The 24,551-nt window shown below is 73.6% G+C and carries 23 protein-coding genes and 1 pseudogene; 14 read left to right on the top strand and 10 right to left on the bottom strand.

The window, feature by feature from the left end:
- Positions 1-30: 30 nt before the first annotated feature.
- Positions 31-540, bottom strand: a complete 510-nt coding sequence (locus tag LG943_RS05155; protein WP_270071002.1) for a sterol carrier family protein — start codon at positions 538-540, stop codon at positions 31-33.
- 584 nt (positions 541-1,124) lie between these two features.
- Between LG943_RS05155 and LG943_RS05150 the strand changes: the two genes are divergently transcribed.
- Both LG943_RS05150 and LG943_RS05145 read left to right on the top strand, forming a co-directional pair.
- A complete protein-coding gene (locus LG943_RS05150) occupies positions 1,125-1,742 on the top strand; it encodes a DUF47 domain-containing protein (RefSeq protein ID WP_179767948.1) in 618 nt (205 codons plus the stop codon).
- Positions 1,743-1,781: 39 nt separating this feature from the next.
- Positions 1,782-2,801, top strand: coding sequence for an inorganic phosphate transporter (locus tag LG943_RS05145; protein ID WP_270071001.1), 1,020 nt, complete (start codon positions 1,782-1,784; stop codon positions 2,799-2,801).
- A 136-nt stretch (positions 2,802-2,937) separates the two neighbouring features.
- Here the strand turns inward: LG943_RS05145 and pstB are convergent, their stop codons facing one another.
- The 7 genes from pstB to LG943_RS05110 all read right to left on the bottom strand — a co-directional run bounded on the left by pstB (position 2,938) and on the right by LG943_RS05110 (position 10,686).
- Complete coding sequence (gene pstB, locus LG943_RS05140; RefSeq protein WP_179767946.1) at positions 2,938-3,717, bottom strand: phosphate ABC transporter ATP-binding protein PstB; 780 nt, start codon at positions 3,715-3,717, stop codon at positions 2,938-2,940.
- A 53-nt stretch (positions 3,718-3,770) separates the two neighbouring features.
- Positions 3,771-4,883 (bottom strand): phosphate ABC transporter permease PstA, encoded by a 1,113-nt coding sequence (gene pstA, locus LG943_RS05135; RefSeq protein ID WP_270071000.1) that lies wholly within the window; start codon positions 4,881-4,883, stop codon positions 3,771-3,773.
- Positions 4,883-5,845: a phosphate ABC transporter permease subunit PstC gene (pstC, locus tag LG943_RS05130; protein ID WP_270070999.1), complete on the bottom strand. Its 963-nt coding sequence runs from the start codon at positions 5,843-5,845 to the stop codon at positions 4,883-4,885. The genes pstA and pstC overlap by 1 nt, the downstream gene beginning before the upstream one ends.
- A 264-nt stretch (positions 5,846-6,109) precedes the next feature.
- On the bottom strand, positions 6,110-7,237 hold the full coding sequence (gene pstS / locus LG943_RS05125; RefSeq protein WP_270070998.1) for a phosphate ABC transporter substrate-binding protein PstS: 1,128 nt from the start codon (positions 7,235-7,237) through the stop codon (positions 6,110-6,112).
- A gap of 319 nt (positions 7,238-7,556) precedes the next feature.
- The gene (mshD, locus tag LG943_RS05120) at positions 7,557-8,516 is read right to left on the bottom strand and encodes a mycothiol synthase (RefSeq protein ID WP_270070997.1); all 960 of its coding nucleotides are present in this window, start codon (positions 8,514-8,516) and stop codon (positions 7,557-7,559) included.
- A gap of 94 nt (positions 8,517-8,610) precedes the next feature.
- Positions 8,611-9,672 (bottom strand): hypothetical protein, encoded by a 1,062-nt coding sequence (locus LG943_RS05115; protein WP_270070996.1) that lies wholly within the window; start codon positions 9,670-9,672, stop codon positions 8,611-8,613.
- 246 nt (positions 9,673-9,918) lie between these two features.
- On the bottom strand, positions 9,919-10,686 hold the full coding sequence (locus LG943_RS05110; RefSeq protein ID WP_270070995.1) for a winged helix-turn-helix transcriptional regulator: 768 nt from the start codon (positions 10,684-10,686) through the stop codon (positions 9,919-9,921).
- Positions 10,687-10,796: 110 nt separating this feature from the next.
- Between LG943_RS05110 and LG943_RS05105 the strand changes: the two genes are divergently transcribed.
- The 8 genes and pseudogenes from LG943_RS05105 to LG943_RS05070 all read left to right on the top strand — a co-directional run bounded on the left by LG943_RS05105 (position 10,797) and on the right by LG943_RS05070 (position 18,782).
- Positions 10,797-11,057 carry a MoaD/ThiS family protein gene (locus tag LG943_RS05105; protein WP_270070994.1) on the top strand — a complete coding sequence of 87 codons (261 nt, stop codon included), beginning with the start codon at positions 10,797-10,799 and terminating at the stop codon, positions 11,055-11,057.
- 213 nt (positions 11,058-11,270) lie between these two features.
- Positions 11,271-11,471, top strand: a pseudogene (locus LG943_RS05100) (glutaredoxin family protein); the annotation flags it as partial.
- A gap of 294 nt (positions 11,472-11,765) precedes the next feature.
- Positions 11,766-12,458 carry a redox-sensing transcriptional repressor Rex gene (locus LG943_RS05095; protein ID WP_270070993.1) on the top strand — a complete coding sequence of 231 codons (693 nt, stop codon included), beginning with the start codon at positions 11,766-11,768 and terminating at the stop codon, positions 12,456-12,458.
- Between the two features lie 106 nt (positions 12,459-12,564).
- Positions 12,565-14,061 (top strand): glutamyl-tRNA reductase, encoded by a 1,497-nt coding sequence (locus LG943_RS05090; RefSeq protein ID WP_270070992.1) that lies wholly within the window; start codon positions 12,565-12,567, stop codon positions 14,059-14,061.
- 2 nt (positions 14,062-14,063) lie between these two features.
- Entirely contained in the window at positions 14,064-15,017 is a 954-nt protein-coding gene (gene hemC / locus LG943_RS05085; RefSeq protein ID WP_270070991.1) for a hydroxymethylbilane synthase, read from the top strand.
- Between the two features lie 192 nt (positions 15,018-15,209).
- Positions 15,210-16,904 carry a bifunctional uroporphyrinogen-III C-methyltransferase/uroporphyrinogen-III synthase gene (locus LG943_RS05080; RefSeq protein WP_270070990.1) on the top strand — a complete coding sequence of 565 codons (1,695 nt, stop codon included), beginning with the start codon at positions 15,210-15,212 and terminating at the stop codon, positions 16,902-16,904.
- A 79-nt stretch (positions 16,905-16,983) separates the two neighbouring features.
- Positions 16,984-17,967 (top strand): porphobilinogen synthase, encoded by a 984-nt coding sequence (gene hemB, locus LG943_RS05075; protein ID WP_270070989.1) that lies wholly within the window; start codon positions 16,984-16,986, stop codon positions 17,965-17,967.
- A 152-nt stretch (positions 17,968-18,119) separates the two neighbouring features.
- On the top strand, positions 18,120-18,782 hold the full coding sequence (locus LG943_RS05070; RefSeq protein ID WP_270070988.1) for a bifunctional DNA primase/polymerase: 663 nt from the start codon (positions 18,120-18,122) through the stop codon (positions 18,780-18,782).
- An 84-nt stretch (positions 18,783-18,866) separates the two neighbouring features.
- Here LG943_RS05070 and LG943_RS05065 read toward each other — a convergent pair whose 3' ends face one another.
- Positions 18,867-19,466: a hypothetical protein gene (locus tag LG943_RS05065; protein ID WP_270070987.1), complete on the bottom strand. Its 600-nt coding sequence runs from the start codon at positions 19,464-19,466 to the stop codon at positions 18,867-18,869.
- A gap of 12 nt (positions 19,467-19,478) precedes the next feature.
- Positions 19,479-19,973, bottom strand: a complete 495-nt coding sequence (gene rraA, locus LG943_RS05060) for a ribonuclease E activity regulator RraA (RefSeq protein ID WP_270070986.1) — start codon at positions 19,971-19,973, stop codon at positions 19,479-19,481.
- A gap of 280 nt (positions 19,974-20,253) precedes the next feature.
- Between rraA and hemL the strand changes: the two genes are divergently transcribed.
- From hemL to LG943_RS05040, 4 genes are all read left to right on the top strand, one after another.
- Positions 20,254-21,543: a glutamate-1-semialdehyde 2,1-aminomutase gene (gene hemL, locus LG943_RS05055; protein WP_270070985.1), complete on the top strand. Its 1,290-nt coding sequence runs from the start codon at positions 20,254-20,256 to the stop codon at positions 21,541-21,543.
- Between the two features lie 650 nt (positions 21,544-22,193).
- Positions 22,194-23,135, top strand: a complete 942-nt coding sequence (locus LG943_RS05050; protein WP_270070984.1) for a LysR family transcriptional regulator — start codon at positions 22,194-22,196, stop codon at positions 23,133-23,135.
- A 64-nt stretch (positions 23,136-23,199) separates the two neighbouring features.
- Positions 23,200-23,835: a histidine phosphatase family protein gene (locus LG943_RS05045; RefSeq protein WP_270070983.1), complete on the top strand. Its 636-nt coding sequence runs from the start codon at positions 23,200-23,202 to the stop codon at positions 23,833-23,835.
- Between the two features lie 483 nt (positions 23,836-24,318).
- Entirely contained in the window at positions 24,319-24,417 is a 99-nt protein-coding gene (locus tag LG943_RS05040; RefSeq protein WP_013155353.1) for a 30S ribosomal protein bS22, read from the top strand.
- The last annotated feature ends 134 nt before the right edge of the window (positions 24,418-24,551 follow it).

The raw sequence follows: 24,551 nt of genomic DNA, 5'->3' as shown, positions 1-24,551 counted from the left end.
GTGAGCCGGCCGTCGGGATGCGACACGCTTTCAGCTTAGTGCCTGATCATCGGGACCGGGTCCAGCGGGGTGCGAGGTGGGCGGCCACAGCGGCAGCAGCCAGGACAGATCGGCCCGCACCCCGCTTGCCGACAGGGTTCCCGCGGCGGCCTGGGCGCTCCACGTGGTCTCGCCCACAGCCAGCGCCAGCCACGTCAGCGGGTCGGTCTCGACCACCCCGGGCGGAGTGCCGCGCGTGTGCCGGGGGCCCTCCACCACCTGGACGGCGCCGTAGGGCGGCACCCGCACCTCCAGGCTGTGGCCGGGGGCGCGCTCGGCGAGTTCGGCCAGGGTGCCGCGCACGGCCGCCCGCACGGCGGCGCGCTCGGGCTCGCGGCCGGCCGCGCGGGCGCGCAGCACGGCGTCGGCGCAGGCGCTGAGGACGAGGGAGGGCCGGTCGGGGCCGGCGTAGGGCGGCAGGCCCAGGGCGGCGAGCTGGCTGTCGAGCGCGGCGCGCAGGGCGGCGCGGCGGCGCTGGGCGGCGGTGGGCTTGGCCGGCATGCCGCCGAGCATAGTGAGGGCGCGCGGGGGGCGTGCGCGGTGTCGCCGGAGCGCGGCACGGGCCGGGGAGCCAGGGGAGCCCGGGAAGCGTGCGGAGCGCGGCGGGGCCGGGCAGGGCCGCGGCCACGCGGCCGGACGGGCGGGGTGCGCGGCGCGGCGGGCCGTGGCGCGACTTGCCGTTCCCCCCTCCTGCGGGGAAACTGGCGATCGAGGGAAAACGCAGAGACCGGGACGTGAACAGATCGTTCCTCCACGGTGACGCTGCCGTCGTGGTGGCAGGTAGGGCATGTGTTCTACTGTGATTCGCGTCCTGTTCGCGCGTCTTGCGGCCCGCCGCGCCGGGGGCCGGGGGCGTCGTCGGCGCCATGCGGCCCGTTAATCCGGGGTGGATAAGATGAATGCTCCACTACGTCGGTGTTTGCGGCCGATGGTGTACCTCAAGTGAACACGGTGTTAAACCGCCCCTGGGTCGCGGCACGGGGGTGCCGCGCGGGCGCGCCCGCAGCAGCGGAGTGACCCTTTTGCCCGATTAGTGCCAATACCATCCCTGATTGAGGACGATCCCCGCACTTCGGGAGATAGATGTGCGTCTGCGCCTGACTCCGCGTGATGACAGCTACTTCGAGATGTTCGCCGACTCCGCGAACAACCTTGTCATCGCCGCGCGCCTGCTGGTCGAGCTGATCAGCGACGGCGCCGACCGGGATGCCATCGGTGAGAAGATGCGCGCCTGCGAGCACGCCGGCGACGAGCGAACGCACGCCATCATGCGGAGGCTCAACGAGAGCTTCGTGACCCCCTTCGACCGAGAGGACATCTACCGGCTGGCCTCCTGCCTGGACGACGTCATGGACTCCATGGAGGCCGCGGTCGACCTGATCGGGCTCTACGGGCTGGAGCGGCTGCCCAAGGGCATCATCGACCAGATCGAGGTGCTGGAGCGGGCGGCCGAACTCACCGCCGAGGCCATGCCCCGGCTGCGGTCCATGAAGGACCTCACCCGGTACTGGATCGAGATCAACCAACTGGAGAACCAGGCGGACCAGATCTACCGCCGCCTCCTCGCCAACCTGTTCAGCGGGGAGTACGACGCCCTGACCGTGCTCAAGCTCAAAGACGTGATCGAGGAGTTGGAGACCGCGGCCGACGCGTTCGAGCACGTCGCCAACACGGTCGAGAGCATCGCGGTCAAGGAATCCTGACCGCGCCGACTCCCTAGGCCCCGCCCTGTGCCCTTCGACATGCCCCTCGAAACCGCCTACCTGGCCGCCGTCGTCCTCGCCGCCCTGGTGTTCGCCTACACCAACGGCTTCCACGACGCACCCAACTCCCTGGCCACCGCCGTCTCGACCCGGGCACTGGGGCCGCGCGCGGCGGTGATCATGGCCGCGTGCATGAACGTGATCGGCGCCTTCCTGGGCGAGGGGGTCGCCCGCACCATCAGCCGCGACATCATCGTCCAGCCCCAGGGCACCGGCGGGCTCACCGTGCTGATGGCCGCGCTGGTCGGCGCGGTGGTGTGGAACATCGCCACCTGGTACATGGGCATGCCGTCGTCGTCCTCCCACGCCCTGATCGGGGGGATGCTCGGCGCGGCCCTGGCCTCGGCCACCAGTGTGCGCTGGTCGGGCGTGGCCACCGACTTCGCGCTGCCGATGGTGCTCTCCCCGCTCATCGGCGGGTTTTTGGGCTACGCGGTGATGCTGGCGATCCTGTGGACGTTCCGCTCGGCCAGCGTGCGCCGCACCAACCGGAAGTTCAAGATCGCCCAGAGCGTGTCGGCCGCCGCCATGGCGCTGGGCCACGGCCTCCAGGACGCGCAGAAGACCATGGGCGTGGTGGTGCTGGCGCTGATCGCTGTGGGCGCCCACAGCGCCCACAGCGGCGGCGGCTACGACGTCCCGCTGTGGGTGGTGTGCGCGGCGGCCGCCGCGATGGCCCTGGGCACGCTCACGGGCGGCTGGCGGATCATGCGCACCCTGGGCCGGCGGGTGATCGAGCTGGACCCGCCCAAGGGGTTCGCCGCCGAGAGCACCGTGGCCGTGGTGTCGTATGCCACCTCGTTCATCTGGCAGGTGCCGATCTCCAACACCCACATGATCACCTCGGCGATCGTGGGCGTGGGCGCCACCCGGCGCCTGTCGGCGGTGCGCTGGGGCGTGGCCGGCAACATCGTCGCGGTGTGGCTGGCCACCCTGCCCGGCGCCGCGCTCATCGCCGCGGCCGCGTTCTACCTGCTCGACCTGGCCCTGCCGGGCTGAGCGGGTCCCGCCCCGCCCGCCCCCGCCGCACCGCCCCTGCCGCCGCCCCGCGCGGGCGGCGGCCGGCCTCCCGACGCAAACGGGCGGGGGCGGGCCGCGCCCGCCCCCGCCGATCAAGCGGGGTCCTCCCGGCGGATCAGCCGAACCGGCCGGTGATGTAGTTCTCGGTCTCCTTCTTGTCGGGCTTGGTGAAGATCTTGTTGGTGTCGCCGATCTCGATGAGCTTGCCCGGCTTGCCGGTGTCCTCGACGTTGAAGAAGGCCGTGCGGTCGCTGACGCGGGCCGCCTGCTGCATGTTGTGGGTCACGATGACGATCGTGTAGTTCTCCTTGAGCTTGGAGATCAGGTCCTCGATCGCCAGCGTGGAGATGGGGTCCAGCGCCGAGCAGGGCTCGTCCATCAGCAGGACCGCCGGCTCCACGGCGGTGGCCCGCGCGATGCACAGCCGCTGCTGCTGCCCGCCGGACAGGCCCGCGCCCGGCTTGTTCAGCCGGTTCTTGACCTCGTCCCACAGGTTGGCGTCGCGCAGCGAGCGCTCCACGATCTCGTCGGCGCGGCGCTTGCTGATGCGCTGGTTGTTCAGCTTGGCGCCGGCCAGCACGTTGTCGTAGATCGACATCGTGGGGAAGGGGTTGGCGCGCTGGAAGACCATCCCGATCTCGCGGCGCACCGCCACGGGGTCGACGGAGGGGTCGTAGATGTCGATGTCGTCCAGCATCACCTTGCCGGTGACGCTGGCGCCCGGGGTGACCTCGTGCATGCGGTTCAGGGTGCGCAGGAAGGTCGTCTTGCCGCAGCCGGAGGAGCCGATGAAGGCGGTCACCGAGCGGGGCTCGATGGTCATGTTCACGTTCTCGACCGCGTGGAACTTGCCGTAATAGACGTTGAGGTCGGAGACGTCGATTCGCTTGGCCACTGGATGTCCTCGGAATACCTCTGGTTGGGAGTGGTGTGGTCGTGCGGGCGGTGTCAGCGGCCCAGCTTGGGCGAGAAGAAGCGCGACACCAGTCGGGCGGCGAGGAACAGCAGCATCACGACCAGGATCAGCGTCAGCGCCGCCGCCCACGCGCGCTCCTCGGAGAACACGCCGGCGTCGCCGGAGGACCCCATGGCGCGGACCTGCTGGTAGATGAACACCGGAAGGCTCATCATCTGGCCTTCGGCCGGGTTGGCGTTGATGCGGGTCGAGGACGTCCCCGCCGTGAGGATCAGCGGAGCCGTCTCCCCGATAACGCGGGCGAGGGCGAGCATGATTCCCGTGGTCAGACCGGCCACCGCCGTGGGCAGCACGACCTTGACGATGGTGAGCCACTTGGGCACGCCCAGCGCGTAGCTGGCCTCGCGCAGGTCGGCCGGCACCAGGCGCAGCATCTCCTCGCTGGAGCGCACCACGACCGGGATCATCAGCACCGACAGCGAGATCGCGCCCGCCAGGCCGTTGGTCTGGCCGGGGCCGAAGATCATGATCCACAGCGCCACGACGAACAGGCCGGCCACGATCGAGGGGATGCCGGTCATGACGTCCACGAAGAACGTGATGGCGGCCTTGAGGCGGCCCCGGCCGTACTCCACGACGTAGATGGCGGTGAGCAGGCCCACCGGCACCGAGATCGCGGTGGCGATGCCGGTGATCACCAGCGTGCCGACGATGGCGTGGTAGACGCCGCCGGCGTCCATGCTCGGGATGACCCCGTTCATGGAGACCGACAGGAAGTACAGGTCGAACCGGCGCACGCCGTTGACGACCACGGTCGTCAGCAGGGAGACCAGCGGCACCATGGCCAGCACGAAGCAGCAGTAGACGATGCCGGTCACCAGCCGGTCGGTGGCCTTGCGGCCGTTCTCCACCACGGCCGAGGCCACGACGATCGCGATCAGGTAGACCAGGGCGGTCAGCACGGTCGCCGAGGCCGGGTGGAAGGACCCCAGGGCGAACAGGGCGCCCGAGACCACGGCGGCGCAGGCCACCAGCAGCACCGGCGGGAACCAGCCCGGCAGGGTCCGGGTGTGCATCGACGCCGTCCGCAGCGGCGGTCCGTCGCCCGCGGCGCCGGTGGCGGTGTTCTCAGTGGCGGTGGTCATCACACAAACTCCTTGCGCCGCGAGACGACGAAGCGCGCACCCATGTTGACGGCCAGGGTGATAGCGAAGAGGACGAGGCCCGCGGCGATCAGCGCGGAGACGCCGAACCCGCTGGCCTCCGGGTACTCCAGCGCGATGTGGGCGGCGATGGTCTGGTTGCCGCTCTGGAGCAGGAACGGCGAGATCACCAGCGAGGGCGAGAGGATCATGGCCACCGCCATGGTCTCGCCGAGGGCGCGGCCCATGCCCAGCATGGCGCCGCCGATGACACCGGGGCGGCCGAACGGCAGCACGGCCATGCGGATCATCTCCCAGCGGGTGGCGCCCAGCGCCAGCGCGGCCTCGCGGTTGGCCTGCGGCACCTGCTGGAACACGTCGCGCGACATCGCGGTGATGATCGGCAGGATCATGACCGCCAGGACCAGGCCGGCGCTGAGCATCGTGCGGCCGGTGGAGGAGACCGGGCCGGCGAACAGCGGGATCCAGCCCAGGTAGGTCTCCAGCATCCCGTAGAAGGGCCGCAGTTCGCCCACCAGGTAGACGACGCCCCACAGGCCGTAGACGACGCTGGGGATGGCGGCGAGCAGGTCCACCACGTAGCCCAGGATCGCGGCCAGGCGGCGCGGGGCGTAGTAGACGATGAACAGCGCGATCCCGATGGCGACGGGCGTGGCCAGGACCAGCGCGATGAGCGCGGCGAGCACGGTGCCGAAGATCAGCGCCGCGACACCGAACCGGGGCTCCTCATTGGTGTTGGGGTCCCACTCGGTGGAGGTGAGGAAGTTGCCGGTGTTGGCCATCAGCGAGGGCACCGACTGGATGAGCAGGAAGGTGGCGACGCCGGCCAGGATCAGCAGGATCAGGATGCCCGCTCCTCGGGCAGAGCCGGCGAAGACGACATCGCCCAGCCGACGCTTGCCCTTGGGTATGCGGGCCGTCGCAGACGAGTCCGTGGTGGTCATGTGAGACTCCGGTCGATTTCGGTCATGGTTCGCCGCCGGGCGACGTGGGGCCTGCCGCACGCGCCAGGACCATGCGGCCCACGCGGCCCATGCGGCCGTGGGTGGCGCGGTGTGGCGCGCCGATCACATTCTGGTGGGCGGGCGGAGCGGTTCTGACCCCGGCCACCGGCCCAGACATGCGAAAACCGCCGACGGCGGGGCCCGCACCTCGCGGTGCGCGCCCCGCCTCAGCGGACGACATCAGCAACCCGGTGATCAGCTCGATCAGGAGGCCGCGGAGATCTGCTCGATGGTGCCGGTCAGGGCGTCGCGGGTCTCCTGGCTCAGCGGGGCGGCGCCGGCCTCGTCGGCGGCGGCCTGCTGGCCCTCCTCGCTGATCACGTAGCTCAGGAAGCTCTTGACCAGGTCGGCGTCGGCCTGCTCCTCGTACTCCATGCAGGCGACGTGGTAGGAGACCAGGACGATCGGGTAGACGCCGGCCTCCTCGGTGGTGTAGTCGAGGTCGATCGCGTGGTCGTTCTCGGTGTTCTCCTCGCGGGGCTGCGAGGCGTCCACGATGGCGGCCGCGGCCTCGGGGCTGTACTCGACGAACTCCTCACCCACGCCCACGGCGACGGTGCCCAGCTCGCCCACGTGCGAGGCGTCGACGTAGCCGATGGTGCCCTCGCCGCCCTCGATGGCGTTCACCACGCCGGAGGAGCCCTGGGCGGCCTCGACCGGGTCGATCGGCCAGTTGCCGCTGACCTCGTGCGGCCAGTTGTCGGGGGCCGCCTCGGCGAGGTAGGCGACGAAGTTCTCGGTGGTGCCGGACTCGTCGGACCGGTTCACCGGGACGATCTCCTGGTCGGGGAGGTCGGCGTCGGGGTTGGCCTCGGCGATCGCGTCATCGTTCCAGTTGGTGATCTCCTGGTTGAAGATGTCCGCGATGACCTCGGGGGTGAGGTTCAGGCTGTCGACGCCCTCCAGGTTGAAGGCGACGGCGATCGGGGCGATGTAGGCCGGGAGGTTGACGACCTCGGCGCCGTTGCAGCGCTCGGTGGCGTCCTCGGTCTCGGCCTCGTCCAGCGCGGCGTCGGAGCCCGCGAAGGCGACCCCGCCCTCGATGAACTGGGAGCGCCCGGCGCCCGAGCCCACGGCGTCGTACTCGACGACGGAGCCCTCGCAGGCGCCTTCCCAGACGGCCTTCCAGGCCGCCATGGCGTTCTCCTGCGAGCTGGCGCCCGCACCGGAGAGGGTGCCGCCGCCTTCGACGCACTCGACGTCGCCGGCCTGGGGGGCAGCGGAGCCGTCCCCGTTGCCGTTGCCGGTCGCGTTGTCGCTACCGCAGGCGGAGAGAGCGAGCGTGCCGACGAGGGCGATCCCCGCGAACTGGCTGTACTTGGAGAGCTTCACAGCCCCGACGTCCTTCCTTTGGACTTCGTCACCTTTGGGCGAGCCCGGTCGATGACCTCGCCAAATGTGAAGGTAGGGACGAGAAGTGACGAGTTCTCCCAAGCAGGGTGAACGTGGAGTGAACGACGGTACGAGGCTGCGAGAAGAAAAGTAAGCTCTTCGATGACTGTGGGGTTAACCACGTCCAGGTCACGGCAATATCACGCCGACACGCCGTGCGCCACCTGGGTGGGTCACCCGCGATCGGCGCGAGATCACGCTCCGTGTCGTGACCCAACCGAAACCCCAGGTCGCGGCGGTGGGACCGGTCGCGCTCCGCTTACGGTGCGGCGTACATCACATCGGCGTCCCACACCGAGAACCCCAGCGACTCATACAGCCGCACCGCGCCCCGGTTCTCCTCGTCCACGTACAGCAGCACCCAGGGCAGCCCCCGGTCGCGCAGATGGCGCAGCCCGATGAGGGTCAGCGCCCGCCCCAGCCCGGTGCGCCGCCAGGCCGGGCGCACGCCCACCACGTAGACCTCGCCCACCGGTTCGTCGGCCAGCCCGGCGCCGTCGGCGTGCACCTTGGTCCAGTGGAACCCCGCCACCGCGCCCGTGGCGGTCTCCTCGGCCACGAAGAACCCCTCGGGGTCGAACCAGTCCTCGGCCGTGCGCTGGCGCAGGTCGGCCACTGTCAGCGCGCCCTGCTCGGGGTGCTCGGCGAACGCCTCGGCGTTGGCCGCCACCCACGCCTCGTCGTCGGCGCCCGGCCGGAACGGCCGCACCACCAGGTCGCGGGCCACGGCGTCGGAGAGCACCGGCTGGGGCAGCACCGCCTCGCCCAGCGCCGAGGCGGGGTCGCCCCCGCGCAGCCGCAGCCGCATCTTCAGCAGCCCCCGCGCCTGGGTCCAGCCCGCCGAGCGGGCCAGCGCCACGGCCGCCTCCAGGCGGCCGTGCGCCCACACCCGCACGCCCTCGGCGGCGGCGTCGGCGCGCAGCGATGCCAGCAGCGCCGTGCCCAGCCCGGCCCGCCGCCGCTCCGGCGCCACCACGAGTTCGGCGGAGTCGGGCGCGCCCGGGGCGCGTTCGGCGTAGGCGAAGCCGGCGAGCCGGGAGTCGGGGCCGGCGGCCAGGTGGAAGCGGGCGGTGCCGGCGGGCGCGCCGTGGCGCACCCGCAGCAGGGTCTGCTCCGACAGCGGGGCCACGCCGTCGCGGGCGCGGGCGGCCTCGGCGAGGTCGAGCACGGCCCGGGTCTCGGCGGGCTCCAGGGTGTCGGTGATGCGGACGTGGCTCATGGTCTCTGAGCCTAGACGGCGGTGGTGCGGCCCCGCCGACCGCCGCCGGGCGCGCCGAAGAGCCGGGCGCGGCGGCGGTCGGTGCGGGCGCGGGTCACTTCCGGCGGCGGCGCCCCCGGTAGGCGGTGGGGCCGGTGCGCACCCGCCGCGCGGGCGCCAGCGGGGTGGAGAACAGCAGCAGGAGCAGCAGGAACAGCAGCAGCACCGCCGGGGTGACCGCCGAGGCGGGCGAGGACTCGCGCGCGGCGACCTCGCTGGTGCCGTCGGAGGCGTCGTCGCCGGGTTCGACGGTGGGCAGGTCGGCCAGGGGGTCGTCGCCGGAGGGCGGCTCCAGGCCGGGCAGCGCGCCGTCGGGGAGTTCGGGGATGTCGGCGGGGCCGTCGCCGAGGTCGCCCAGGTCGTCGATGCCGCCCCGGCCCTCGGGGGCGCCGAGGTCGTCGCGGGTGGTCACCGGGCTGTGCGGGGGCGCGGTGGAGCCGCCGCGGCCGTCACCGGACCCGCCCCGGCCGCCGGAGTCCTCGCGGTCGCCGCGGTCGGGGTCGCGGTCGCCGCCGCCGCTGCTCGGGGAGCCGCCGCCCCCGGTGTGGGACGGAGGCGGGCTGGAGGGCGGCGGCGAGGACGAGGTCGGCGGGTCGGGGGGCGGGGTGGTGGGGGTCGGCGTGGGCGTGGGCTCGGGTTGGCGGACCGTCACGGTGAACGGCGTGAAGGTCTGGGTGCTGGAGGAGTAGGGGCCGGTGTAGTCGGCGCAGTCCCGGTCGGCGGGGATCACGGCGTAGGTCAGCCAGGCTTTGACCTCGACGGTTGTGGCCTTGGGGTCGGGCTTGCCGCTGACCACGGCGGTGGCGAGCGGCTCGGCCTCGGTCAGCTCCTCGGCGGTGAACCCGTTGTCGACGGTGAGGTCGCCCAGGCACACCCGCTCGGTCAGCGGGTCGGCTTGGCCGGGGGTCACGGTGAGCAGGGTCTCGGCGGGCTGGCCGGGGTCGACCGTGGCCGAGGTGGGCGCGAAGTTCAGCACCGGGGCGTCGGAGGCGGCCGCGGCCGGCGGGGCGAACCCCACCAGGCCCGAACCGACGAACAGGGTCCCGACAGGCAGCGCGGCGGCCAGGCGCAGGGGCAGGGGGAAGCGGGTCGGGGGGAGCCGCTTGCCGCGGGACATGGCGTTGCCTCCTCGGTCTGGCGCCGCTGGGGCGATGGTGTCCGGCGCCGCCCGCGAGGAGTGGGTGATCACGTTGAGCAGGGGAGCGGTCACGCGCGCCGGCACCGCTACCGCATCCTAAACAATCCCGGCCGCGTAAACGAGACCCGGCGCACACCCGCCGGGGACGGCCGCGTGAACGCCGCGGTCCCGGCGGCGGCGGTGTCCCGGCAGGTCGGCCCGCCTCGGGGCGGCCGGGCGCCCGGGTCAGGCCGGCGCGGCGTGCGGGGAGTCGGGCGCCTCGGCGCCGGAGTCGCGCTGGGCGGCGGGGTCGGCGGCCTTGGTGGCGGGGTCGGGCACGAACCGGTAGCCGACGTTGCGCACGGTGCCGATCAGGGACTCGTACTCGCTGCCCAGCTTGGCGCGCAGCCGCCGCACGTGGACGTCGATGGTGCGGGTGCCGCCGAAGTAGTCGTAGCCCCAGACCTCCTGGAGCAGTTGGGCGCGGGTGAAGACCCGGCCCGGGTGCTGGGCGAGGAACTTCAGCAGCTCGAACTCCTTGAACGTGAGGTCGAGGATGCGCCCGCGCAGCCGCGCGATGTAGGTGGCCTCGTCGATCACGAGGTCGCCGCGGCGGATCTCGTCGGGGTCGTCGGCGCCGGAGTCGGCCTGGCCGATCGCCAGCCGCAGCCTGGCCTCGACCTCGGCCGGGCCGGCGGAGGTCAGCAGGAAGTCGTCGATCTGCCAGTCGGGGGTGAGCGCCGCGACACCGCCCTCGGTCAGCACGGCGAGCAGCGGGCAGTCCAGGCCCGTGGTGTCGAGCAGGCGGCAGAAGTTGCGGACCGTGGCGAGGTCGGTGCGGGCGTCGACCAGGATGGCGTCGACGGGCATGCTGGACGACCGGTCGGCACCCGTGGCCAGCAGCGCACCGGCCTCGGCGGGCGCGACGCGCACCGAGTGCAGGAGCAGACCGAGAGCGGGTAGGACGTGGTCGGACGGTTCGTTGGAGTTCGTCAGCAGCAGCAGGTGGCTCATGCGTCTCTTCCCGTCACCCCGCGCAAGGCGGTTGTGGTCGAAGGCGTCATTGCCCCCGCCGGAGAAATAATGAAGTGTTCGCCTCCGAGACCCCCAAGGATAATCAACCGATGCTGAAGGCAACCATCCGCTACTGGGCCGCGGCCAAGGAGGCCGCCGGCACGGCCGAGGAGCCCGTGGCCGGCGACACGCTGGCCGAGGCCCTGGCGCAGGTGCGGGCCACGCACGGCGGCGACGACCGGCTGCACAGGGTCCTGGAGCGCTCGTCCTTCCTCGTGGACGAGTACCCCGTGGGCACGCGGCCACACGACCAGGTGCAGTTGCGCGAGGGCAGCGTGATCGAGGTGCTGCCGCCCTTCGCGGGCGGCTGACGTCCCCCGGGCGCCCGCCCGTCAGCGCACGAGCGCCATGTCACAGCGGGACCGGTCACACGGCGGTGCGGCGCGGACCACACCCGGCGCCGCACGGGGGCCGGGCCGTGCCCGGGGGCGGGCGCGTCACGATGGACGACAGGGACGATTCGAGAGGGGGCCGCCGTGTTCGGCGGACGCAAGGGCACCCGGGCTCCGGCGGCGGGCCGCACGGTGACGGTGCTCGGCAAGGAGGGCTGCCACCTGTGCGCCGAGGCGCTGGAGGTGGTGCGGCGGGTCACCGCCGAGGTCGGCGCCGCCTGCGAGGTGCGCGACCTCGCCGACGCCACACCCGAGGAGCGCGACGACTACTGGGACAAGGTCCCGGTGGTGTTCGTCGACGGCGAGCAGCACGACTTCTGGCGGGTGGACGAGGCCGGGGGGGGGCCCCCCCCCCCCGGCCCGGGGGGGGGGGGGGGCCCGCCCGCGGGGCCCCCCCCCCCCCCCGCGCCCCGGGGGTGTCAAGGGGTGCGGACGCGGCCCGATCCGGCCGTCCACCGTTGGCCACCCCACTTTGTGCGCGCGTTCACAAGGGCGTAATCTGAGGAGCGGAATCCCAACCGGCCGGGGGCAGGGGAGCCGAACATCAGGGCCGTCGAGCGCCCGTGCCGAGCCGGACCACCGATGTGGCTGAGCCGACCGCTCGACCGCCGCCAGGAGCGCACGCCAGTGACCCCCCCTTCACCACGGCCCCGCGACCGGGGTATCCCTGAGGCGACTGTCGCGCGCCTCCCCGTCTACCTGCGCGCCCTCCAGGCGCTGGACGAGCGCGGGATCCCCACCGTGTCCTCGGAGCACCTGGCCGAGACCACCGGGGTCAACTCCGCCAAGCTCCGCAAGGACCTCTCCCACCTGGGGTCCTACGGAACGCGCGGGGTGGGCTACGACGTGGAGTACCTCATCTACCAGATCTCGCGTGAGCTTGGTCTCACCCAGGACTGGTCGGTGGCCATCGTCGGGGTGGGCAACCTGGGGCGCGCACTGGCCAACTACGGGGGCTTCGGCACCCGGGGGTTCCGCATCGCGGCCCTGCTCGACGCCGACGAGTCGGTGCTGGGCGACCGGGTCGCCGGACTGGCGGTCGGGCATATCGACACCCTCGCCGACGTTGTGCGCGAGGAGAACGTGTCGATCGGCGTGATCGCCACGCCCGCGGCCGCCGCGCAGGACGTGTGCGACCGGTTCGTGGAGGCCGGCGTCACCAGCGTGCTCAACTTCGCACCGGTGGTACTCAATGTGCCTCCGGGCGTCGATGTGCGTAAGGTCGACTTGTCCATTGAATTGCAGATCCTGGCCTTCCACGAGCAGCGGAAGGCGGACGGCCACGCGGGCCCCGACCTGGTCGGCGGCGATCCCGCGTGAGGGGGGCCGCGCAGGGGGCAGCACGGACGACAGAGGGGGCGCCCCCGCGCGCGCGGGGAACCTCGCAGGTACGGAGCAGCGGAACGCCGCCCGCATTGGAGAGCAGATGAGTGTCCTCGCCGTTGGGCTGAGCCACCGGAGTTCGCCCGTGGCGCTGTTGGAGCGCGTCGCCATGGAGGGGCAGACGCGCCTGAAGGTCATGTCGGAGATGGCGGCGGCGCCCTCGGTCAACGAGGTGCTGATGGTCTCCACGTGCAACCGCACCGAGGTCTACGCCGACGTCGACAAGTTCCACCCCGCCGTGGCGGCCATCACCGAGCTGCTGTCCTGGCACACCGGCGTCCCCCTCAGCGAGCTGTCCCAGCACGCCTACGTGCACTACGAGGAGCGCGCGGTCCAGCACCTGTTCTCCGTCACCTGCGGACTGGACTCCATGGTGGTGGGCGAGGGCCAGATCCTCGGGCAGGTCCGCAACGCCCTCAAGGACGCCCAGCAGAGCGGAACCCTGGGCCGGGTGCTCAACGATCTCGGCCAGCGGGCGCTGCGCGTGGGCAAGCGCGCCCACACCGAGACCCACCTCGACCACGCCGGCGCCGACATGGTCGGCCTGGGCCTGCGCGTGGCCCTCGGGCGGCTGCGCGGCACCGCCGCCCCCGCCGCCGGCGGCCTCGCGGCGGCACCGGCCGGCTGCCCGGTCACCGGCGCCGGCGACACCGCCTCGGTCGCCGGGGCCGCCGAGCCCACCGCCGACGTCGCCGCCGCGCTGCCCGAGCCCCAGCCCCTCACCGGGCTGCGGGTGCTCGTGCTGGGCGCCGGCTCCATGAGCGCGCTCTCCGCCAACACCGTCGCCCGCCAGGGCGCCGCCGCCGTCACCGTGGCCAACCGCACCTACGAGCGCGCCGAACGCCTCGCCGAATGCCTCACCGAGGCGTATGAGCCGCTGCGCGCCCGCGCCGTACCCGCCGACCCCGACACGGTCGCCGCCGCGCTGGCAGAAGCCGACCTCGTGATCTCCTGCACCGGCGCCCAGGACGTGGTGGTCACCCGCGACCAGGCCGCCGCTCGGCCCCGGCCCGCCGGCCGGCCGCTGGTGTTCCTCGACCTCGCCCTGCCCCGCGACATCGACCCCGAGGTGCGCGACCTGCCCGGCGTGCACGTGGTCGACATCGAGGACCTGCGCCAGGCCGTCGCCCACGGCGCCGACGACTCCACCGCGCGCGCCGGCGCCATCACCCTGGCGCGCGGCATCGTGGACGAGGAGGTCGCCGAGTACCAGAGCGTGCGCCGCGCCGAACTCGTCGCCCCCACCGTGGTCGCGCTGCGCAGCAAGGCGCGCATGGTGATGGAGTCGGAGCTGGCCCGCCTCCAGGGCCGGCTGCCCGACCTCGACGACAAGACCCGCGGCGAGGTCACCCACGCCATGCGCCGGGTGGTCGACAAGCTGCTGCACCAGCCCACCGTGCGCGTGAAGGAACTCGCGGCCGGACCCAACGGCGACACCTACGAGGCCGCGCTGCGCGAGCTGTTCGACCTCGACCCCGCCCGGCCCGACGCCGTGACCCGCATCGACCCCGCGCCCGGCGGCGCGGACCAGGGAGAATGACCATGGCCCCGGCCCCGGCCCGGCTCGGCACCCGCCGCAGCACCATGGCCACCACGCAGTCCCGCCAGGTGGCCGACACCATCACCGCGCGCACCGGCGTGCCCGTGGAGCTGGAGCTGATCACCAGCTACGGCGACATCACCCGCGCCCACCTCACCCAGCTCGGCGGCACCGGCGTCTTCGTCAACAACCTGCGCGACGAACTCCTCGGGGGCGGCATCGACTTCGCCGTCCACTCCCTCAAGGACCTGCCCACCGCGCCCGCCGCGGGCCTCACCCTCATCGCCGTCACCGAGCGCGACGACCCCCGCGACGCCCTGTGCGCGCGCGACGGCCGCAAGTTCTCCGACCTGCCCGCCGGCGCCACCGTGGGCACCGGCTCGCCCCGGCGCGTGGCCCAGCTCGCCGCGCTGCGCCCCGACCTGTCGTTCGTGCCCATCCGCGGCAACGCCGAGACCCGCCTGGGCAAGGTCACCTCCGGCGAGCTGGACGCCGTCGTCCTGGCTTACGCCGGGCTGGCCCGGGTGGGCCGCCTGGACGACGTCACCGACGTGTTCGAGGCCGAGCAGGTCCTGCCCGCGCCCGGACAGGGCGCGCTGGCCGTGGAGTGCCTGGCCGCCCGCGCCGCCGCCGACCTCGCCTACCTCACCGCCGTGGACCACGGCCCCACCCGCGCCGCCGTCACCGCCGAGCGCGTCGTGCTCGCCGAACTGGAGGCCGGCTGCGCCGCGCCCGTCGGCGCCTACGCCGAGTGCCACGACGGCCGGCTGCGGCTGCGCGCCGCCGTGGTGGCGCCCGACGGCACCCGGGCCGTGCGGCGCGAGCGCAGCGCGGCGCTCACCCAGGACACCGACCCCGTCGACACCGCTGCCTCCCTCGGACGGGAGCTGGCACGCGAGATGATCGGGGAAGGGGCCGACCGCATCGTCGCCGACGCCGCGGGGGGAGCGGCGTAGCGGGCGAGCGGCACGGCATGAGGCAAGGGCGATTGAGACAAGCAGGACCAGGAGCAGGACCGGGACGCGCGGCGCGCGGCGTCCGCCGCCACCGCGCCGCCGACCCGGGCGCGGCCGGCCGGTGCCGTGCGGCGGTGCCGCGGACACCCGGGCCGGGGGCGGGGGTCCGAGCCGACAGTCAAGGAGCGCAGAGTGAATCCGCAGAGTGAGACCCAGGAGCCGCGGCCGGAGGAGCCCGGCGCGACCCGCGGCGGCCACGTGGCCCTGGTGGGCGCCGGACCCGGCGACGCCGAGCTGCTGACTCTGCGCGGCGCCGACGCGCTCGCCAAGGCCGACGTGGTCATCACGCTGCGCGAGCCCGGCCCCGAACTCGCCGCCTACCGCACCGGGCTGCTGCGCCACTGCCGCGAGGACGTCACGGTCATCGAGCCCGCCGAGAGCGGCGCCGAGATCAACGCCCTGGCCGTGGGCCACGCCCGGGAGGGCCGCCGCGTGGTGCGCCTCTACAGCGGCGACCCGCTGCTGGGCTGCCGGGGCGCCGAACTCGCCGCCGCCTGCCGCGCCGCCGGGGTGGAGTACGAGGTCATCCCCGGCCTGTCGGCGGTGACCGCCGTGCCCGCCTACGCGGGGGTGCCGCTGATGCCCGAGGGCGTGGGCGAGGTCCGCGTGGTCAGCGCGCTGGAACCCGACCTGGACTGGGCGCGGCTGTCGGAGGGCGTCCCCGAGGGGCACGCGTCGCTGGCGGTGCTCTTCCCCGACCTGCCCGACGACGGCGCCCCGCGCGGCGGCCCCGGCTTCGACCGGCTGTGCAAGGCGCTGATCGCCGCCGGGCGGCCCGGCACCACCCCCGTGGCGGTGGTGCGCATGGGCTCCACCACCGAGCAGACCACCGTGCGCTCGACCCTCTCCCGGCTGGCCGCCGACCTCAAGGCCGCCGACGCCAAGGGCCACAACGTCACCTCACCGGCGATGCTGCTGATGGGCAAGGGCGTCACCGCCGACAAGGAGCAGTCCTGGTTTGAGAACCGGCCGCTGTTCGGCTGGCGGGTGCTGGTGCCGCGCACCAAGGAGCAGGCGGCCAGCCTGTCGGAGCAGTTGCGCGGCTACGGCGCCGTGCCCGAGGAGGTCCCCACCATCTCGGTGGAGCCCCCGCGCACGCCCCAGCAGATGGAGCGCGCGGTGCGCGGCCTGGTCACCGGCCGCTACCAGTGGGTGGCGTTCACCTCGGTCAACGCGGTGAAGGCCATCCGGGAGCGGTTCGAGGAGTACGGCCTGGACGCCCGCGCGTTCGCCGGGGTCAAGGTCGCCGCCGTCGGCGAGCAGACCGCCGCCGCGCTGCGCGCCTTCGGCATCCAGCCCGACCTCACCCCGCCGCCGGACCGCCAGTCCGGTGCCGGGCTGGTGGAGGTGTGGCCGCCCTACGACGCCGAACTGGACCCCATCGAGCGGGTGCTGCTGCCGCGCGCCGACATCGCCACCGAGACCCTCGCCAAGGGCCTCACCGACCTCGGCTGGGAGGTCGACGACGTCACCGCCTACCGCACCGTGCGGGCCGCGCCGCCGCCCGCGCCGGTGCGCGAGGCCATCAAGGGCGGCGGGTTCGACGCCGTGCTGTTCACGTCCTCCTCCACCGTCCGCAACCTCGTGGGGATCGCCGGCAAGCCGCACAACACCACCGTCATCGCGGTGATCGGCCCCGAGACCGCCAAGACCGCCGCCGAGTTCGGGCTGCGGGTGGACGTCGTGGCGCCCACCACATCGGTTTCGGCCCTCGCCCAGGCGCTGTCGGAGTACGGTGCCGCACAGCGGGCCGAAGCCGTGGCGGCGGGCAAGCCGGCCCTCAAGCCCAGCCAGAAGCGCCGGGGGCGGCGCCGCAAGACCGTGTGACACCCGACCCGACCCGCGGCGGGTCGGCCGACCGCAGACCGCCCGCCGACCGATGTGACCGCCTGATCCGGAGACTCCCATGAGCGCCCGTTACCCCGTGGCCCGGCCCCGCCGGCTGCGCCGCACCCCGGCCCTGCGCCGGCTGGTCGCCGAGACCCGCCTGCGGCCCGAGGACCTGATCCTGCCGGTCTTCGTCAAGGAGGGCATCACCGAGCCCAACCCGGTCGGCTCCATGCCCGGGGTCGTCCAGCACACCCGCGACAGCCTGCGCAAGGCGGCGGTGGAGGCGGTCGAGGCCGGTGTCGGCGGGCTGATCCTGTTCGGGATCCCGGCGGCCAAGGACGAGCGCGGCTCGGCGGCCGACGACCCCGAGGGGATCGTGCAGGTGGCGCTGCGCGACCTGGCCGCCGAGGTCGGCGACGACATCGTGCTCATGGCCGACCTGTGCCTGGACGAGTACACCTCCCACGGGCACTGCGGCCTGATCACCCCCGAGGGCGAGGTCGACAACGACGCCACCCTGGAGCGCTACGCCTCCATCGCCCGCGCCCAGGCCGAGGCGGGGGTGGCCGTGGTGGCGCCCAGCGGCATGATGGACGGCCAGGTCGCGGCGATCCGCGCGGCCCTGGACGAGGCCGGGCACTCCCAGACGGCGATCCTGGCCTACGCCGCCAAGTACGCCTCGGCGTTCTACGGCCCCTTCCGCGAGGCCGCCGAGGGCGCCCCGCAGTTCGGCGACCGCTCCGGCTACCAGCAGGACCCGGCCAACGCCCGCGAGGCGCTGCGCGAGGTCGAGCTGGACCTGGCCGAGGGCGCCGACATGGTCATGGTCAAACCGGGCCTGGCCTACCTGGACATCCTCGCCAAGGTCGCCGACGCGGTCACCGTGCCCGTATCGGCCTACCAGGTCAGCGGCGAGTACGCGATGGTCGAGGCCGCCGCCGAGAAGGGGTGGCTGGACCGCGAGAGGGTCATCTTGGAGACCCTGCTCTCCTTCCGGAGGGCCGGGGCCGCCCAGATCCTCACCTACTGGGCCACCGAGGCGGCGCGACTGCTCCGGTAACCGGGGAACACCCGCTTCCCCGTCGGCTCGCGGTGGGGGGCGGGGGGGGGCCCCCCCCCGGCCCCCCCCCGCCCCCCCCCCCGCGCCCCGGGGGGGGGGGGGGCCCCCCCCCCCCCGCCCCCCCCCGCGACACGACGAACGGGGAGGCACCCATGGCCGAGGTCCTGCAACGGCGCAAGCGCCGGCGCGGCACTCACGACAGCATGCTCAACGCGGCCCTGCGCTACGCGGCCCTGGGCTGGCCGGTGTGCCGGGGCGCGAGCCCGCTGAGCGCCAACGGGCGCGCCTGCGGCTGCGACCGGATCGGCTGTCCCGACCCGGGCGCGCACCCGGTCGCCGCGACGTGGGGCCTGGAGGCCACCACCGACCCCGACACGATCACCCGCTGGTGGACCGCCACGCCCGAGGCCAACGTCATCCTGCCCACGGGGCGGGTGTTCGACGTCTTCGACGTCCCGGCGGCGGCGGGCGTGATGGCGCTGGCCCGCATGGGCCGCTCGGGCGTGCACACCGGGCCGGTGGCGGCGGTCGACGCCCGCCGGTACCTGTTCTTCGTGGCCACCCGCTCGCCCGCCGACGAGGACGAGTGGTGGTCCTGCCATCTGGACTGCGTGCCGGAGAGCGTCGCCGAGACCCCCGGGCTGCGCTGGCACTGCCGCGACAGCTACGTGCCTGCGGCCCCCTCGCTCCTGCCGTCGGGCAACCCGATCACCTGGATCCGCGCCCCGCTCGACACCCCCACCCCGGCCGACCTGCCGGACCCCATCGCGGTGCTGGACATCCTGGCGGACGCGTGCGAGGAGTTCCAGGGATAGCGGGAGGAGCGGGGGAGGTGGGTAGACAGCCAGGCGGTCACCGGCTCCCGTGGCCGGTGGGCGCGGCCGGGACGAGGCCGGTCGCTAGGCGGTCGGGCGGTGGTCCCCCTCCACCGAGCGGCGGATGGACTCCGCCAGGGTCTTCCAGTCGTCGGTGTGCTCGGCCCAGGGCGGGATCACGCCGGGCGGCGGCTCGTCGCCGAGGCCGCCGGTGAACAGGTACCGGTGCGCCACCATGGTCAGGTGGCGCAGCACGTCCACCCGGTCGTCCACGAAGTGCGTGACACCCAGGCGCTCGCACACGGGCGCCTTGTCGCCCCGGTTGAGCACGAAGTGCATGTGGTCGCGGGTGATGCCGGTGCGCCGCTCGAAGTCGTGGTGGCGCAGCCACTCGACGGTGCGGTGCGCGGTCTCGGGCTTGGCCTTGGAGATCACGTAGACCCGGCCCGCGAACGGCCCGGCCGCCAGCTCGGCCAGGGCCTCGAAGGCGCCCTCGACGGCCGGGGTGCGCATCGGGTGCTCGCCGAAGAAGGACGTGTCCTGGTCGCCGTCGCTGCGGCGGATGATCACCCCGCCCACGTCCACGCCCAGCACTGGCACCTGCGCCGCGCCCGTCACGTGACCCCCGGTTCCGTCCCGCACGTCGTTGCCGCCGTCATCGCCGCCGCCGTTCAACCCGCTCACCTGTGCCCCTCCCTACCCCGGCAGGTCCAGCTTCTCCTCGCTGACGACGATCCCGTCGTCGTCGCTGTACAGCCACGCCTCGGGGGTGAAGACCACGTTGCCGAAGGCCACCGGGGCGTCGAGGACCCCGGCGCCGGTCTTCGCCGACTTGCGCGGGTTGGAGCCCAGCGCCTTGATGCCCAGGTCCACCTTGGCGAGTTCGGCGACGTCGCGGACCGCGCCGTTGATGACGACCCCGGCCCAGCCGTTCTCCTGGGCGGCCTTGGCGATGAGGTCGCCCATCAGCGCCGTGCGCAGCGACCCGCCGCCGTCCACCACCAGCACCCAGCCCTCGCCCGGCTGGTTCAGTTGCTCCTTGACCAGCGCGTTGTCCTCGTGGCACTTGACGGTGGCGATGGGGCCGTGGAAGGCGCTGCGTGCTCCGTACTGGCGGAACTGCGTCTCGCAGCTCGCCAGGGCGTCGCCGTGGGCGTCGATCAGGTCGGCGGTGGCGAAGACCTCGGGCATGGGAGTGTCCTTTGCGTGCGGAGGCCCGGCTGCCAGGCACCGGCCTCGTGCGGTCTCATGCTGTCGGGTGCGGTCGCGGGGGTGTCGTGCGTCCCAGGACGTGGTGCCGTCTCAACCTACTGATGCCGACCGCGCGGCGGTAACGCGGGAGGTGCCCCGGCGGGCGGCGACCGGGGCGGGCGCGGGGTGTGTGCGAGCGGTCCGGTCCCCGCAGAGAGGCCCGGCGCGCCCTTCGGCGGGGTCGGCGCGCGCCGCGCGCCACCGCTGCCACACTGGAGGCGTGGGTAACGACAAGACTTCCGCCGAGCTGTTCCAGCGTGCCAGCGCCGTCGTCCCCGGAGGGGTGAACTCCCCGGTCCGGGCGTTCGGCGCCGTGGGCGGCACGCCGCCGTTCATGGCCTCGGGATCTGGCCCCTACCTCACCGACGTCGACGGCAACACCTACGTCGACCTGGTGTGCTCGTGGGGTCCGCTGATCCTGGGCCACGCGCACCCCGCCGTCGTGGAGGCGCTGGCCGAGGCCGCCGCCAAGGGCACGTCCTTCGGCGCGCCCACCCCCGGCGAGGTGGAGCTGGCCGAGGAGATCATCGCCCGCACGGCGGTGGAGCAGGTCCGCCTGGTCAACTCCGGCACCGAGGCGACGATGTCGGCGATCCGCCTTGCGCGCGGCGCCACCGGGCGCGGGCGCATCGTGAAGTTCGCGGGCAACTACCACGGGCACGTCGACTCCCTGCTGGCCGCCGCCGGTTCGGGCGTGGCCACGTTCGCGGTGCCCGACACCCCGGGCGTCACCCGGGCCGGCGCGGCCGACACCATCGTGCTGCCCTACAACGACATCGAGGCCGTGGAGCGGGTGTTCGCCGAGTCCGGCCCCGACATCGCGTGCGTCATCGTGGAGGCGTGCCCGGCCAACATGGGCGTGGTCCCGCCGCGCGACGGGTTCAACGCCCGGCTGAAGGAGCTGACGGCGGCCCACGGCGCGCTGCTGATCCTCGACGAGGTGCTGACCGGCTTCCGGGTCAGCCGCTCGGGCTGGTACGGGCTCGAAGGCGTCGCCGCCGACCTGGTCACCTTCGGCAAGGTCATGGGCGGCGGCCTGCCCGCCGCCGCGTTCGGCGGGCGCGCCGACCTGATGGCCCACCTCACCCCCGGCGGAGCCGTCTACCAGGCGGGCACGCTGTCGGGGAACCCGCTGGCCACGGCCGCCGGGCTGGCCACGCTGCGCAACGCCACCGACGACGTGTACGCCCGCATCGACGCGGTGTCGGCGCAGGTCGCCGACGCGGTCGAGCGCGAACTGTCGGCGGTGGGGGTCCCGCACCGCGTGCAGCGCGGCGGCAACCTCTTCACGGTGTTCTTCACCGACGCCGAGGTCACCGACTTCGACGGCGCCCGCGCGCAGAACACCGCCCGCTTCGCCGCGTTCTTCCACGCCATGCTGGAGCAGGGCGTGTACCTGCCCCCGGCGGCCTTCGAGGCGTGGTTCTTCTCGGCGGCCCACGACGACGCCGCCATTGACCGCGTGATCAGCGCCCTTCCGCGCGCCGCCCGCGCGGCCGCCGAGGTCTAGCGGCCCGGGGGCCTGGCGGCACCGCCCGGCCCTCGACCGGGACCGAACCGCGATCACCCGTCCCTGGCCCCGGTGACAGCCCAGGTCACGGGGCGGGGCCGGTCGGGGCGGCGAAAGCAGGGCGGATACGCTGCGGGCGGGAAAGCCGGGGGTTCTCCGGCGATGGAATCTGCTTCGACGGCGCTCGCGGGCATCCGCATGTCGGCGAAAGGGAGAGGGGACGGCCGTGGAGAAGCCGCGCGGGAAAGACTCGTTCTCGTTGCCGTACAGGGTGGGGTTCCGTATCAACTACGCGCTCCTCCACGTCATGGGACCGGCGGCCCTGACCCCCGAAACCGATCCGCTGCTCCGCACGAAGCGGGAGTACGAGCGTCGGCGAGAACTCCACCGGGCGTGGAAGGCGCACCAGCGGTCCTAGGCGCGCTCTTCCGGCGGGTTGGCGGTGCGGTCGGCCGGTGGCCCGCCGTCGGCGGAAGGGCTGTCCCGGTTTTGGCGCCCCGTCGCCACCTCGGCCATCCGCCCCCCTGGCCGATGGCCGCACGCCTGACTTCGTTCCCCTATGTGCTTGTTTGGGGGGAACCGTCCCTCAATGGGAAGTTCATCTTTCAATTACCTGCTTCGGACGTTAAACAGCGCTTTATGATTGCCGCGTGCTCGACATCGACCGCCTTCGGGCGCTCAACGCCATCTCCGAGTACGGGTCGGTCAGCGCCGCCGCCGACGTCCTCGGAATCACCACCTCCGCCGTCTCCCAGCAGATCGCCAAGCTGGAGCGCGAGACCTCCGCGCGCCTGCTGGAGCGCAGCGGGCGCGGTGTGCGGCTGACCGACGCGGCGCAGCTCCTCGTGCGGCACTCCGAGCGCATCCTCGCGATGATCGCCGAGGCCGAGGCCGACCTGGAAGCCCAGCTCGGCAGCGTCGCGGGACGGCTGAGCATCGCCGCCTTCGCCACCGCCGCGCGCAGCGTCCTGCCCCCCGCGCTGCGCGACCTCGCCCTGCGCTACCCCAACCTCAACGTCCAGATGTTCGAGGCCGACCCGGGCGTCTCCCAGACCCTGGTCCAGCGCGGCGACTACGACCTCGCGCTCGTCCAGGACTGGGTGAACTCCCCGCTGCCCGTGCTGGAGGGCACCGAGCGCCTGCACCTGTTCGACGACCCCGCCGAGATCGTGCTGCCCGCCGACCACCCCCTCGCCGACCGCGACGAACTCGCGGCGGGCGAACTCGTGGACGAGGACTGGATCGTCGCGCCGCAGGGCACCATCTGCTTCGAGTGGCTGTGCGACACCCTCCGCCGTGCGGGCGTGGAGCCGCGCGTGGCACACTACGCGACCGAGTACCCCACACAGATCGCGCTGGTGGCCGCCGGCCTCGGGCTGGCGGTCCTGCCGCGCCTGGGCCGCGGACTGCTGCCGCCGGGCGTGCGCACGGTTCCGCTGCGGCCGGTGCTCGTGCGCAGCGTCTACGTGCTGCTGCGCCGCGAGGCCGGGCGCCGCCCCGCCGTGCGCGCCGCCGTGGCGGCGCTGCGGTCCACGGTCGATAAGTTGGATGACGGCACGCGGAGCTTGGACGCCACGTCAGCGCCCGTCTAGGCGGCACACGCCGCCCGGTCCGCGCCGTCCAGCGAAACGTACGGAAGGAATCGGTCGCGCGAACATGAGTACGACCACCGTGGTCCACCTCCTCCGGCACGGCGAGGTGCACAACCCCAAGGGGATCCTCTACGGCCGCCTGCCGGAGTTCCACCTCAGCGAGAACGGCTGCCGCATGGCGGGCCTCGCCGCGGAGTGGTTCACCGGGCGCGACATCGCCGCGCTGTACTCCTCGCCGCTGGACCGCGCCAAGGAGACCGCGCAGCCCGTCGCCGACGAGTTCGGCGTGGCCATCCGGCTCGACGAGCGGCTGATCGAGGCCGGCAACACGTTCCAGGGCATGGCGCTGTCCACCCGCTCCATGCGCGACCCCGAGGTGCTGCGCCGGCTCTACAACCCGTTCCGGCCCTCGTGGGGCGAGCCCTACTCCCGCATCGTCGCCCGCATGGTCGACATCATCAAGGTGGTGCGCAAGGAGGCGTGGGGCCGCGAGGCCGTGTGCGTCAGCCACCAGCTCCCCATCTGGATGGCGCGCCGCGCGGCCGAGCGCAAGCGGCTGTGGCACCGCCCCGACCGGCGGCAGTGCAACCTCGCCAGCATCACCTCGCTGACGTTCGAGGACCACCGGCTGGTCAGCGTCGGCTACACCGAGCCGGCGGCCGAGCTGTACCGCAAGGGCCCGGCGATGCCCGGCGCCTGACCCGCGCACCGCGCCGGCGACGCCCGGCGCCTGACCCGCGTCGACGCCCGGCGGCCCGCACCGCCGAGCGCCGCCGCACCCGCCGCCCGGCTCCCGCCGGCCGCGCACGCCCTGGGCCGGCCCAGCCCCGCCGCCCGGGCCTTGCGGCACACCGGCACCTCCTCCCCGGCCTCCCGAGGGGCGTCCCCCGCCTTCGCCCCTTCCGCGCCCGCCGCGCCCCCGGTTCGCCCCCGCCTCCCCGCCGCCTCCCCCTCCGCCCCGCACCCGCGACCCACCGGTGTGCGGCCGCCCCTTGTGCGAGGAGGTAGGCTGGTCCAACGGGTGCGGCGTTTTCATCGGCACGCGGCCGCCGCGTGTCCGCCCCCGGGCGACTGCGTTCGCCGCACTCCCTCCGTCGGTTCACCTCACGGGCCGCGCCTCGCGCGCCCGAATCGGGTGTGCCGTCGTGTCATGTGATCCAAACGTAGGCGAGAGGTGAACCGTATGGGTTCCGTCATCAAGAAGCGCCGCAAGCGCATGGCGAAGAAGAAGCACCGCAAGCTGCTCAAGAGGACCCGCGTCGCGCGCCGCAACAAGAAGTAGCCGAGCCTTCGGCATCGGGTGGGGCAGTCTCTCCGCCGACACCGACCGCGGCGGTCCCGGCCCGCTCGGTCCGCGGCGGCACGGTCGACGCGGAGACACCTCCCGCCCCATCCAGCGAATCCCCCCCGACTCGT

This window comes from Streptomonospora mangrovi (assembly GCF_027604915.1).
Classification (GTDB): domain Bacteria; phylum Actinomycetota; class Actinomycetes; order Streptosporangiales; family Streptosporangiaceae; genus Streptomonospora; species Streptomonospora mangrovi.
This window is presented reverse-complemented; position numbering and strand designations above follow the sequence as displayed.